14 protein-coding genes and 1 pseudogene are annotated in these 12,630 nt (G+C 61.1%); 14 read left to right on the top strand and 1 reads right to left on the bottom strand.

The genetic code is table 11. The features are described from left to right. The first annotated feature begins 6 nt into the window (after nucleotides 1–6). Complete coding sequence (locus VMR39_RS08615; protein WP_325415576.1) at nucleotides 7–759, top strand: glucose 1-dehydrogenase; 753 nt, start codon at nucleotides 7–9, stop codon at nucleotides 757–759. A gap of 50 nt (nucleotides 760–809) precedes the next feature. Here VMR39_RS08615 and VMR39_RS08610 read toward each other — a convergent pair whose 3' ends face one another. Next, complete coding sequence (locus tag VMR39_RS08610; RefSeq protein WP_325415575.1) at nucleotides 810–1,499, bottom strand: carboxymuconolactone decarboxylase family protein; 690 nt, start codon at nucleotides 1,497–1,499, stop codon at nucleotides 810–812. A gap of 169 nt (nucleotides 1,500–1,668) precedes the next feature. Here VMR39_RS08610 and VMR39_RS08605 point away from each other — a divergent pair, with 169 nt between their 5' ends. From VMR39_RS08605 to VMR39_RS08545, 13 genes and pseudogenes are all read left to right on the top strand, one after another. Further along, complete coding sequence (locus VMR39_RS08605; protein WP_325415574.1) at nucleotides 1,669–2,556, top strand: SDR family NAD(P)-dependent oxidoreductase; 888 nt, start codon at nucleotides 1,669–1,671, stop codon at nucleotides 2,554–2,556. Next, complete coding sequence (locus VMR39_RS08600; RefSeq protein ID WP_325415573.1) at nucleotides 2,553–3,305, top strand: SDR family NAD(P)-dependent oxidoreductase; 753 nt, start codon at nucleotides 2,553–2,555, stop codon at nucleotides 3,303–3,305. The genes VMR39_RS08605 and VMR39_RS08600 overlap by 4 nt, the downstream gene beginning before the upstream one ends. Next, nucleotides 3,302–4,462 (top strand): acyl-CoA dehydrogenase family protein, encoded by a 1,161-nt coding sequence (locus VMR39_RS08595; RefSeq protein ID WP_325415572.1) that lies wholly within the window; start codon nucleotides 3,302–3,304, stop codon nucleotides 4,460–4,462. The genes VMR39_RS08600 and VMR39_RS08595 overlap by 4 nt, the downstream gene beginning before the upstream one ends. Nucleotides 4,463–4,476: 14 nt before the next feature. Then, on the top strand, nucleotides 4,477–5,895 hold the full coding sequence (locus VMR39_RS08590) for a DUF1254 domain-containing protein (RefSeq protein ID WP_325415601.1): 1,419 nt from the start codon (nucleotides 4,477–4,479) through the stop codon (nucleotides 5,893–5,895). Further along, a complete protein-coding gene (locus VMR39_RS08585; protein WP_325415571.1) occupies nucleotides 5,895–6,965 on the top strand; it encodes a phosphotransferase family protein in 1,071 nt (356 codons plus the stop codon). Before VMR39_RS08590 ends, VMR39_RS08585 begins: the two co-directional genes overlap by 1 nt. Then, on the top strand, nucleotides 6,962–7,744 hold the full coding sequence (locus VMR39_RS08580; protein WP_325415570.1) for an enoyl-CoA hydratase/isomerase family protein: 783 nt from the start codon (nucleotides 6,962–6,964) through the stop codon (nucleotides 7,742–7,744). Before VMR39_RS08585 ends, VMR39_RS08580 begins: the two co-directional genes overlap by 4 nt. A gap of 71 nt (nucleotides 7,745–7,815) precedes the next feature. Next, on the top strand, nucleotides 7,816–8,604 hold the full coding sequence (locus tag VMR39_RS08575) for a DUF2889 domain-containing protein (protein WP_325415569.1): 789 nt from the start codon (nucleotides 7,816–7,818) through the stop codon (nucleotides 8,602–8,604). A gap of 75 nt (nucleotides 8,605–8,679) precedes the next feature. Continuing rightward, a pseudogene (locus VMR39_RS08570) lies at nucleotides 8,680–9,186 on the top strand (IS6 family transposase); the annotation flags it as partial. A 22-nt stretch (nucleotides 9,187–9,208) separates the two neighbouring features. Continuing rightward, nucleotides 9,209–9,925 carry an IS6 family transposase gene (locus VMR39_RS08565; RefSeq protein WP_325415568.1) on the top strand — a complete coding sequence of 239 codons (717 nt, stop codon included), beginning with the start codon at nucleotides 9,209–9,211 and terminating at the stop codon, nucleotides 9,923–9,925. Next, complete coding sequence (locus VMR39_RS08560) at nucleotides 9,904–10,575, top strand: tyrosine-type recombinase/integrase (protein WP_414712475.1); 672 nt, start codon at nucleotides 9,904–9,906, stop codon at nucleotides 10,573–10,575. Before VMR39_RS08565 ends, VMR39_RS08560 begins: the two co-directional genes overlap by 22 nt. Nucleotides 10,576–10,598: 23 nt before the next feature. Beyond that, nucleotides 10,599–11,054, top strand: a complete 456-nt coding sequence (locus VMR39_RS08555; protein WP_325415566.1) for a hypothetical protein — start codon at nucleotides 10,599–10,601, stop codon at nucleotides 11,052–11,054. Nucleotides 11,055–11,083: 29 nt separating this feature from the next. Further along, entirely contained in the window at nucleotides 11,084–11,623 is a 540-nt protein-coding gene (locus tag VMR39_RS08550; protein ID WP_325415565.1) for a hypothetical protein, read from the top strand. A gap of 600 nt (nucleotides 11,624–12,223) precedes the next feature. After that, the coding region (locus VMR39_RS08545; protein ID WP_325415564.1) for a site-specific integrase at nucleotides 12,224–12,630 on the top strand (407 nt) is incomplete at its 3' end.

Here is a 12,630-nt window from a genome sequence, read left to right as displayed (position 1 = left end):
CGGACAATGCAACTTGAAGGCAAGACGGCGCTGGTAACAGGGGCCAGTTCGGGTTTGGGTCGACATTTCGCTCGCCTGCTGGCGCGCGAAGGCGCCACGGTTGTCGTTACGGCGCGCCGGATCGACGCGCTTGCCGCGCTCTCCGACGAGATCGGGCACCAGGGCGGCACCTGCATCCCTATCGCGATGGACGTGACTGATCCGGCGGCCGTGGCCGGGGCGTTCGAGCAAATCGCGACCGAACTGGAGGGCTCTCTCTCGATCCTCGTCAACAACGCAGGCGTAGCGCACACGCGGGCGGCGATCGATCTCAGCGCGACTGAATGGACGCAGGTGCTTCAGCCCAATCTGACCGGCGCCTTCTTCGTCGCCCAGCAGGCTGCGCGCATGATGCGGGGCGAAGGAGGCACGGTCGTCAACGTCGCCTCGATCTTGGGGGAACGCGTGTCCAAAGGGCTGGCCGCCTATGCCGCCAGCAAAGCCGGCCTCATCCAGTTGACAAAGGCGCTCGCGCTGGAATGGGCGTCAATCGGCATCCGGGTCAACGCACTGGCCCCGGGCTATATAGAGACGGATCTCAACCGGGAATTTTTCATGTCAGACGCCGGTCAGCGGCTCGTCTCTCGCATCCCACAAAAGCGCCTTGGCCAGATGCATGATCTTGACGGACCGTTCCTGCTGTTATGCTCCGATCAGTCGCGCTACATGACGGGGGCGGTCATCGCGGTCGATGGAGGACATCTGGTAAGCGGCCTCTGAGGATCAGCGCGCAACAGGAATGCGCGCATCAGCGCATTTCCGAACGGGCCTTAAGCATCCATGGCGGTCGCGCCGATGACCCAGGCGGACAAGCCGGCGGTTGGCACGGCGCAGATTACCGCTTCGGCCACCGCCTCCTCGCTCGCGCCGGCCGATCGCGCGCCCTTCATATGGACCGACGCCCACGAACTATAGTCGGCGACGAGGACGGTCACGAGCAGAAGCTCGGCATGGACAGGTCCCAGCGCGGTTCCCGACAGCGTTCCTTCACGCATGAGATAATAGGCGTCGGCGCCCAGCGGCTTGACATCGAACAGCTTGCCCAGAGACGGCGGCATGGTGCCGAAATAATGCAGAAAATTGGCCTCCGCTGCGCCGTCCTCCACTACCAGATCGTCGTCAGGCCAATCGGGATCGACGGCTTCCGGATAAACCTCCCGAAAAACATCATGGAAGCGCAGCGACGCACCCTCTCCCCGTACGCTGGCCAAGATTGCGATCGCCGCTCCTGCCTCCGCCTCGGTGAGACCGGCCGCACGGGCTTCAGTCAGTTCACGATTTGCAAGCTCCAGATAGCCTTTCATCGTCGCGGCGCAAGCAACGAACAGGCGCTTCATCTTGGCCGGGACAGCGCCATCGGTATCGATGATCGTGCGCCAGCGACGAAATCCCGCAACAGTTTTGGGAGCATCGCGACGCAGCCGACCGAGACTGGCGAGCGGTGGCAGAAGATCAGTCATTGTCTCTCCGATAATCGATGAACCGTCCGGTCGGGTGGTTATGGTTATGCTGCTTCGCAATCGAGGTCAACGTCAGATATAGAGTTGACGCCCGACCGGACGGTCGGGTACATCGCTGGCCGATACTAGGCCGATCCCGCTTCGGCCGATGTGAGAGGAGCGAGCCCGGATGAAGGATTTCGAGGGCAGGACGGCAGTCATCACGGGAGCCGGCAGCGGCATCGGTGCAGCACTTGCACGTCAGGCCGCGCGAGAAGGTATGAACCTTGTGCTCGCCGACATCAATCTTACCGACCTTGAAGCCGTGGCCCACACGATAGACAGCGCGGCGATCGCGCTCCACAAAACCGACGTTGCGGATCCGGAGGCGGTACAGGCCCTGGCCGACCTCGCCTGGTCGCGCTTCGGTGAGGTATCCCTGTTATGCAACAATGCCGGGGTCGTTCCCGGCGGCCGTCACCGGCTCGTCTGGGAATATGCGCTGGAAGACTGGCGTTGGGCCTTCGGCGTCAACATGGACGGGGTGGTCAACGGTATCCGCAGCTTTGTGCCCCGGATGCTGGCCGAGGGACGGCCTGGGCATGTCCTCAACACCGCGTCCGTTGCCGGCTTCGTGAGCGGGGAAGGCTCCGCCGTCTATGGCGCCTCCAAACATGCCGTCGTGCGCGTCACCGAAGCGCTCTATGCCGGCCTGCGTCGGCAGAACGCCCCGATTGGCGTTACCATGCTGTGCCCCGGCCTGGTTGCGACCCGCATTTACGAGGCGGAGCGATCCCGCCCTGCTCATCTGCAATCCCATGACGGCCCACCGGCCGAAGCAACGGAGTTCCAGTCGATTTCAGACAATCTGTTCCAGAACGCGCCTTCGCCCGAGAACGTTGCCGCGCAGGCGTTCGAAGGCATCCGTGAGGATCAATTCTATGTCTTCACATCGGCGCGGTACGACCCGGTGATTGCGCAGCGGACGCAATCGATCCTTGCCCGCGAAAATCCGGTATTCGACAGTTTGATGGCGCTCAGCAAGGGCAAGGCCGACGCAGAGGAGGAACGGGCATGAGCAGGATTCAGGGGCGGATCGCGCTCATCACGGGCGCCGCTTCGGGTATCGGACTCGCTACCGCCCGGCGTTTCGCAGCGGAGGGAGCGACGCTCATCCTGGCGGACCGCAATGGGGACGCCCTGTTGGATGGGGCCAAGTCATTGTCCGGCGAGGGCCATGAGTCGGTCGTCATGGACGTCACCGATGAGCCGGCATGGGCGACGCTGGCGGATCGGGTCGAAAAACGGTTCGGCACGCTCGATATCCTCGTCAATAACGCCGGGTTCGGCAAGTTCGGATCGATCGCGGACACGACGTTGGCGCAATGGCGCTCGATCATCGCCGTCAATCTGGACAGTGTTTTCCTAGGGACCAAATATATGATGCCACTGCTGGCCACCTCCGGTCGGGGTTCGATCATCAACATGTCCTCCATTCGCGGCCTTGTAGGAGGGGCGAACGCAGCGCCATACAGCGCGGCGAAGGGGGGCGTTCGGCTGTTTACAAAGGCGAGCGCCATCGAATGCGCCGAGGCCGGCAATGGTGTGCGCGTCAATTCGATTCATCCCGGTCACATCGCGACGCCTCTGACCGCACCCGCCTATGCAGATGCAGAGATTGCGAGGACGCTTCTGGCCGATGTCCCACTGGGAAGGATCGGACAAGCGGAGGAGATTGCAGATGGCATCCTTTTCCTGGCAAGCGACGAGTCGCGCTACATGACGGGCGCCGAACTTGTGATCGACGGGGGGAGCACCGCGCAATGAGCGAGCGCGCAACCGCCATCGCCGCGAAGGTGGAAACCTTCGTTCGGAACATTGTCGTTCCCTACGAAAAGGACGGCCGTCTGGGCTTTCATGGCCCGGAGGACGCGCTCGTCAACGAGTTACGTGCGAAAGCGCGCGAGGCAGGTTTACTCACCCCGCATATCCTGCCCGACGGATCGCATCTGACGCAGCGGGAAACGGCCATCGTCCTCATCAAGACGGGCCTGTCGCCCTTGGGTCCGCTCGCCTGCAACACGGCGGCGCCCGACGAGGGCAACATGTATCTGCTGGGGAAGGTGGGCAGCACGGATCAGAAGGCGCGCTTCCTTGAACCGCTGGTGCGGGGCGAAGCGCGCTCCGCCTTTTTCATGACCGAGCCTGCCGAAGCTGGCGGCGCGGGGTCCGATCCGTCGATGATGCAGACGACCTGCCGCCTGGACGGCAACCATTGGATCATCAACGGCCGCAAGAAATTCATCACCGGGGCACAAGGCGCGCAGGTGGGCATCGTCATGGCTCGATCCGATGACGGTGCCTGCATGTTCCTCGTCGATCTGCCTGATCCGGCGATCCGCACGGTGCGCGTGATCGACACGATCGACAGTTCGATGCCCGGTGGCCATGCGGAAGTCGAAATCGTTGATCTGCGCGTGCCTGCGGGCCATATGCTCGGCGCGAGCGGAGAGGGCTTCGCCTACGCGCAGATACGCCTCAGCCCTGCTCGCCTGTCCCACTGCATGCGCTGGCTAGGCCTGGCGGTACGCGCGCAGGAAATCGCGACCGATTATGCCTGCCGCCGTCATGCCTTCGGAAAACCGCTGGTCGATCATGAAGGCGTCGGCTTCATGCTGGCGGACAACCTCATCGATCTGACGCAGGCCGAACGCATGATCGACTGGTGCGCGGGCGTTCTCGACACCGGGTCACTCGGTACGACGGAAAGCTCGATGGCTAAGGTCGCGGTGTCGGATGCGCTGTTCCGCGTCGCCGACCGCTGCGTTCAGGTGATGGGCGGGACGGGCGTGTCCGGCGACACGATCGTCGAGCAGGCGTTCCGGGAAATTCGCGCCTTCCGAATCTATGACGGCCCGACCGAGGTCCATAAGTGGAGTCTGGCCAAGAAGATCAAGCGCGACTGGAAGGCGGGACAGGCGTGAAGACGCGACGTGCGATGATGACCATGCGGCCGTTTCTGGCTTTGCTGCCACTCCTTTTATCGAGCGCCGGCCATACCCAGCCCGCGAATTTCGCTGCGCCCGAAGCCCCCACCTCGCAAGCCGGATATGGCGACGACCTGCTTCCCAGGGATGAGAAGGATCGCACCACCTTGCTCCGGACAGTCGCGTTCGACGCGACCGTCTATGGCATGGCTGCCTACCTCCACTATGAGCAGCTTTATCGGCAGGTATTTGATCGGAATTCCAGCAAACACACCGGGTTCAACCGCTTCGCGCATGAGAGGAACCTTGCCGGGCCGGACTATGCCACGTTCAGGGTGCCCAACACGGACACACTTTACTCCACTGCCTGGATTGACCTGAGCAAAGGGCCGGTGGAAATCGACATCCCGGCCACGCGGCTCAAATATTTCACGCTCAACATCTTCGATATCTTCGGCAATCCCGGCAACCTCTCCAACCGCACGGTCGGGTTCGAAGGCGGCCGCTTTTTGCTGGTGCCGCGCGGCTGGAACGGGACCCCGCCTGCCGGTGTCACCGTCTATCGGGCCGCCACGACCCAGCTCTGGATATTGATGCGCGCTTTCGCCCAGTCCGACGCCGAAGTCCGAACAGCGCGCGCGTTTCAGGATGCGGTCAGGATCATCGCGCCGCAAGGCGATAGAGCGGCGGGCGGACATGGCGAGGCAACGCCGCCGCCGCCCGCCGCTGGCGCGATCGGCTATCTTAGGGCGCTCGACTATCTAGTCCGGACCAACGGCTGGCAACCAGGCGAGGAGGCGCTCGTGTCCAGGTTCCGCCCCCTCGGCATCATGGGCGACCGCCCGTTCAATCCCGACAGGCTGACCCCGGACATGCGCGCGGCGATCGAAAGCGGCTATGCGGATGCGTTGGCGGTGATCTCCCACGCCAAGTCGCAACTGGGCGAACCCACCGGCACCGGCTGGATGAAGGTCAATAAAGGCGTCTACGGTTTCAATTATCTGCGCCGGTCCGTCATCAATATGGCGGGTCTGGGCGCGAACGTGCGGGAGGAAAACGCTTCCTACACCACGTTCGTGGACGGCAAGGGCGCAGCATTGGACGGTGCGGCGTCCCCCTATACGCTCCGCCTGCAAACGCCTCCGCCCGTCAACAGCTTCTGGTCGGTCACGCTCTACGATGCGAAGACATTCGCTCTCTATCCCAATCCGCTGCGCCGCTATCTGGTAAGCGACCGGACCAAGAGGCTGAAAGTGCAAAAGGACGGCTCCATCGACATCCGCATTCAGCACGCGCCGTCATCCGATGGTAATTGGCTTCCCGCACCGGCAGGACCGTTTTTCGTCGTGATCCGCGCCTATGGGCCAAAGCCCGATATGCTGAACGGCCAGTGGCTGCCCCCGCCCATTGCAAAGGAAGGCGACGCGTGATGAATGCCGTAATCGGACAGAACAGCGGAACCGCAGCCGTCCGCCCCGGCTACGCGCTGGATCTAGTAGCGGTGGATGCCTGGATGCGTGCCAACGTTCCAGATTATGACGGGCCGCTTACGATCGAGCAGTTCAAGGGCGGGCAATCCAATCCGACCTATAAGCTGATCACGCCGGGCAAGACTTACGTCCTACGCAAGCAGCCGCCCGGCACATTGCTGAAGGGCGCCCACGCGCTCGACCGCGAAGCAAGAGTGCTTGCCGGCCTTTCGCGGGCGGGCTTCCCTGTCGCCTCCGTCCATGGCCTTTGCACCAATCCCGCCGTCATCGGCACGATCTTCTACGTTATGGACATGGTGGAGGGCCGCATATTCTGGGACGCCGCCATTCCCGGCGTAACCAACGAGGAAAGAGCCGCACTGTTCGATACGATGAACACGACGATCGCCGACCTTCACAGTGTCGATTATGCGGCCGTCGGGCTGGCGGACTATGGTCGGCCCGGCAATTACTTCGAACGACAGATTGCACGCTGGTCGCGCCAATATCTTGAAGACCAAGAGGCCGGGCGCGATCCATATATGGACCGCCTGGTGGAATGGCTCCCCGAACACATACCGCCGGGGGATGAAACGAGCGTCGTCCATGGCGACTTTCGCATCGACAATCTGATCTTCCACCCGACGCAGCCGCGCGTGCTGGCCGTTCTGGACTGGGAGCTTTCGACGCTGGGCCATCCAGGCGCCGACTTCGCCTATCATGCGATGATGTATCGGATGCCGCCGCATATCGTTGCCGGCCTCGGTGGGAGCGACCCCGCCACACTGGGCATAGCAGATGAAAAGGCTTATCTGGCCGCCTATTGCAGGCGCAGGAGGCTGTCGGACCTGCTGGGCTATGACTTCTACGTCGCCTTCAACTTTTTTCGGCTTGCTGCCATCTTCCACGGCATCAAGGGCCGGGTCATTCGCGGCACCGCCTCCTCCGCGCAGGCGCGCGAGCGTGTTGCCGTGCTCCCCGAACTCATGCGCCTGGCATGGCAGCAGGCCGAAAAGGCGAGCGCACGATGACTATTCCTGCCATCACGATCGATATCCATGACGGCATAGCGTGGCTGACGCTGGCGCGGCCGGAGAAGCGCAACGCTGTCGATCCTCAATTCGCATTCCGCCTGCATGAACTGGCGGAACAATGCGCGACAGACCCGGACATACGTTGCGTCGTTCTTACTGGAGGCGGCAAATTCTTCTGCGTCGGTGGCGACATCAAAGCCTTCTCCGCCGCTGGGAAAGATGCGCAAGCGGCGGTTGGTGCCCTCGCACAAAGCTTCCACGCCGGCATTTACCGGCTCGCCATGATGGAGAAGCCTCTGGTCACCGCGATCAATGGCCCCGCCGCCGGCGCGGGGCTTAGCCTCGCGATATTGGGAGATATCGCGCTCGCTGCTGCCTCCGCGCATTTCACGTCGGCCTATAGCGCCGTCGGACTGACGCCCGATGGCGGTGCGTCCTGGTGGCTGCCGCGCCTGATCGGGATGCGACGGGCACAAGAGATGATACTGACCAATCGACGGATCGGATCGGAGGAAGCAGCCGCCATTGGCCTTGTAACTCGCGTGGTTGCCGATGACGCGCTCCGTACCGAGGCGGCGAACGTCGCTTCAGCACTCGCGAAGGGTCCGATCCGCGCGTTGGCGAGATGCCGCGCTCTGCTGGTTGAATCGGCGACCGCCGACTTTCTTACCCAGCTGAACCGCGAAGCCGCATCGATTGCCGAGTCCGCTGGCGCAGCTGAGGGGCGGGAAGGAGTCGCTGCGTTCCTTGAAAAACGGCTACCGCAATTCGTGTAATCGCGCATTGATAAACAAGGTACGCTACAGTTCACATAAAAGTTGCTCCCCCCACAAGTCTGCCCTTTTTCATGAGACCCGAACAGCTCAACTTCTCCCCCAATCCCGATTACGGGACCGGCTCCACCATCCGTCGGGTGTCCCTGCGCTCGCAGGCAAATCGGGTCGACGGACGTCTCCTCGACAATTTCCACGAGATGCGCTGTTCCATCGAGCATGATGCTTCGATCGTGACTGCCATCACTGGCGAGACCATCCGCATTCCCACCACGGCCTGCCCTGGCGCAGTCAGCCAGCTTCAGGCCCTGAGCGGGCTCCCGATCGGCACAGCAAGGCGCGACTTCTATAGCGGAGGCGTCGCGCGCCATCATTGCACCCACCTTCTCGACCTCGCGGTCATGGCAATTGGTCATGCTCAAAGGCCGCCGACGGACCTATTCTATGAAGCAGAGGTGCCTGACGAAGTCGAATTGCCTGTCCCCATCACGATCTGGCTCAACGGTCGACTGGTATTTCGTTGGCTCGTCCACCAGAGTGCGATTATCGAACCCTTGGAACTGGGTGGAAAGACGTTGGGCGCCGGCTTCGCAGCGTGGGCTAGTATCGCCTTTAAGGAAGATCAACTCGAAGCCGCCACCATCCTGGCGCGTACATGGCTCATAGCCGTCGGTCGGCGTTACCGCCCATCGGACGCGGCTGGCCAACCGGCTCGCGATAACCCGAAGATGCTGGGCCGATGTTACGCTTACAGCGGAGAACCCGTTAAAACTGCTGTCATGACCGGGCAAGATGAGCTTGATCTGCGCCGGATTTTCGATGCGCCTCATCGGCTCTGTCAAAACAAATGCACCCGGCGTTAGGATGTTGGCGATAAGGGCCGGTCCATGCCCCGCCGTCGCAAGCCAGCCAGTCCATTCCGCTATTTCAACTCATCCCCCGAGGTAATTCGCCTCGTGGTGCTGATGTATGTTCGCTATCCGCTGTCGCTGCGTAATGTCGAGGACCTGCTGTTCGAGCGCGGCATCGATATCTGTCATGAGACTGTGCGCCTTTGGTGGAACAGGTTCGGTCCGCTGTTCGCTGGAGATGTCCGCCGGCAGCGGATCAGCCGCATGAAGGGCTTCCGCCACTGGCGCTGGCATCTCGACGAGATGTACGTGAAGATCAACGGAGAGATGTTCTATCTCTGGCGCGCCGTCGATCACGAAGGTGAGATTTTAGAGAGCTATGTCACCAAAACGCGGGACAAGAAGGCAGCTCTTGTCTTCATGAAGAAAGCACTTAAGCGCCATGGATCACCGGAAGCGATCACCACCGACGGCCTGCGCTCTTACGGCGCGGCAATGAATGACTTGGGCAACCGCGACAAGCAGGAGGTGGGACGCTGGGCGAACAACAGGGTGGAAAACGGCTCTGTCAAAGCAAATGCACCTGCCGTTAGGAAGTTGGCGTTAGCGGAAATTCATGCCCCGCGCCCGCAAGCCCACCAATCCGTTTCGCTACTTCAACTCATCGCCCGAGGTGATCCGGCTAGTGGTCATGATGTACGTTCGCTATCCTCTTTCGTTGCGAAATGTCGAAGACCTGCTCTTCGAGCGCGGGATCGACATCTGCCACGAGACGGTGCGACTCTGGTGGAACAGGTTTGGCCCGCTGTTCGCAGGCGACATTCGTCGGCAGCGGATTAGCCGCATGAAGGGCTTCCACCACTGGCGCTGGCACCTTGACGAGATGTACGTGAAGATCAATGGCGAGATGGTCTATCTCTGGCGTGCGGTCGATCACGAGGGCGAGATTCTCGAGAGCTACGTCACGAAAACCCGGGATAAGAAGGCGGCTCTGGCGTTCATGAAGAAGGCGCTCAAGCGCCATGGATCACCGGAAGCGATCACTACTGATGGCCTTCGATCCTACGGTGCGGCTATGAACGAGCTGGGTAACCGCGACAAGCAGGAGATCGGACGCTGGGCCAACAACAGGGTGGAGAACAGCCACCTGCCCTTCCGACGACGAGAGCGGGCGATGCTGCGCTTCAGGCAGATGAAGGCGCTACAGAAGTTCGCCTCCGTCCATGCCAATCTCCACAATCACTTCTCACTGGAACGTCATTTCGTCGATCGAAAAACATATAAGGAAAGACGCTCCGCGGCCCTCACGGAGTGGCAATCCTTTGCAAGCTAGCCCCCCGCCCTCTTCGCCCGAAGTGCATCCGGTGGAGACGAGTTCGCATTAGACTGACAGCACCCTACCCGAAGCTTGGCAAGCTCAAGGTCGATAAGATCGATGGACCTATGATCAGGGACGTGCTGGCAGATATTTGGCTCGAGATTCCGGAAACCGCGCGACGTGTGCGCCAGCGCATCGGAACCGTACTGGACTGGTCGTACTCGAACGGTTTTCGAGATAGCGAGGCTCCAATGCGCTCCATTTCGAAGGGGCTTCCACGGCAGCCCAAGAAGAAGGGACATTTCGCGGCTCTTCCTCATTCGAAAGTGACCGACTTTATCGCGCGCTTGGCGGCCAAGCCTGCGTGCGCCAGCACGCTCGCGCTGGAGGCGCTCATCCTGACCGCGGTCCGGTCCGGTGAAATCCGGGGCGCGAAATGGTCTGAGCTCGACGAGGAGCTAACCCTTTGGACGATTCCGGAGGATCGCATGAAAATGGGAGAGGAGCATGTCGTACCTCTCTCCCGGCAAGCAGCTGACGTCTTTCGTCGCGCCAAGACGCTCCGCATCAAGGACTGCGATCTTGTCTTTCCAGGGGGTGTCGCCGGCTCTGCCTTGTCGGATATGGCTCTCTTGGAATACGCGACGCAGCGAAGGCCGGCCTGACATTGTTCACGGATGCGGCATGGATGGAATTTGACGCCGCCCGGCAAGGGCCGTTGTTCGAGACCCCGGTCGCGCATTTCCTTCTGCGGGCCTTTCTGTCCGATGGAATCGATGAAGTCATCGCGCATATGACTGCCATCGAAGCGGCGGTGGGACTCGAAATGGACCACAAGGCCAAGCTTCGCCCGAAGCCCGATCTACACAAAGGCTTGTCTGCTACGAAGCGCGTGGCTGCGCGCATTGGCGGCATGCTGAATGATGGCTCGGCTGCGCGGGACTATCAGGAACTATTCGAACTCCGCAGCACCTTCATTCATGGGCGCGCCGGCTTGCAGAAGATCTCCACTGCCAAACGTGTGATGGCACGATCGATAGCGCGCAGGGTCACGGCGGGATTGATCAACCTGTCTCATCAAACAGCCCGGCCGCGGAGCGACGTTCTGACAGACCTCCTCGATCACGGTGCACAGTACCTCTGAACTTCCAACCCAATCCAAGGAGCGCGCCCATGGCGACCATCGATAAGGCCAGCGCCGCCGAACGCATGGTCGTGACGGCGATCACTATGGCCGAGAGAGGGGATGATGCGCTCGCCATCCACGTTGTGGCAGCATCGGCGCTGAATGTTCTGCGCGACCTTATTCAGAAGCGGGGCGACGAATATGTGGAGCAAACCCTTAAGTTGGGGGCGTTTACGATCGCGGCCGCTCGCCTGCGTGGAGATCGGATTTCACTGCCGACGAACGCTGCAATGGAGGCCGTTATCGAAAACGTGATGAGAGGCATTGAGGCTGGTGAGGTTACGCAACCAGCTGACCTCATTATCAATCTGAACGCCGATGAACGGCGTGGCATGCTTACCTACATCGTGAAGCCGTACAATTTTCTTAAGCATGCAGATCGCGATCCTCTAGCGACACTCGAGGAGGGCGACATCGATCCAGACGGGGCAATCGCCCACGCACTGAGGGCTCTGACTATGCTCTCGCCGGAAAAGGAATTGCCGGACCAGATCAGGCCATATCTGGAACGACACGGTCTGCTGTAAAGGTTGATGTGGGACTGAGTGTGGGACTGAGAGTTACCTATTTTTTTCTGCGCGCAAAATCAGCATCTTAGGCATTCGTTACAATCCCTCCCGCTCCGCCAGACCATAAAAAAATATAATAAAATCAATGAATTAGGAGGAGGACCGCCTCCGTCTAACCCTAGAAAAATTCCTATAAATTCAATGGCATAGCCAAGAATCGGGGAACTCCCATTGGTTGGGCTCTTTCCAGTAGAATTGGGACTGAAAGTAGGACCAGAATATATTCGGAGTCCGTTTCGCCCTAGCTGCCAAGCATGGTCCCAATTTTGGAGCGTGTCGGGTCTGGCAGGTTTCCGGCAGCCACACTGAATTTTGCTGCCGTTCGCGGGAGCTTGGCACCTCGGGTGGATGTCGCCAAGATGGTCGCCATAGCGTTGGCGGCGCCACGTTCGGGAAGCGTCCACTTATTCAGCGGGCTAACAAAAGGCTCGACCTCTGCGCGGCTTGATCAATTAGGCGGCACCGGGATCAGCCGGCAGACTGATCACGTTTGCCACGCATGCGAAGGCACTGACCGCCAAGCCGCTGGATCAGATCGATACCGATGACGTGGTCGCCGTGCTGCGGCCCATCTGGAACAAGATACCTGAAACCGCTTCGCGCGTGCGTGGGCGTATCGAACGGGTTCTGGATGCTGCCAGGGTGGCGGGCCACCGGTCCGGCGAAAACCCCGCGCGGTGGAAGGGGCATCTGGAACTCATCCTGCCGCGGCGGCGCAAATCCGCGCCCGAACATCTCGCAGCGCTTCCCTTCGGTTCGATCGCCGCCTTCATGCGCGAACTGGCCGATCGGCCAGCCCCGGCGGCGCGGGCGCTCGCCTTCACGATCCTGACTGCCGCCAGATCGGGCGAAACGATCGGGATGATGTGGCGCGAAGTGAATCTCGATCAGCGGCTCTGGACCGTGCCGACCACGAGAATGAAGGCGGGCGCGGAGCACAAGGTGCCGCTGAGCGATTGGGCCTG

The sequence above is a fragment of the Sphingobium sp. genome (genome assembly GCF_035511395.1).
Classification (GTDB): domain Bacteria; phylum Pseudomonadota; class Alphaproteobacteria; order Sphingomonadales; family Sphingomonadaceae; genus Sphingobium.
The sequence above is the reverse complement of the archived record's forward strand: the minus strand, read 5'-3'. Positions and strand labels throughout refer to the sequence as shown.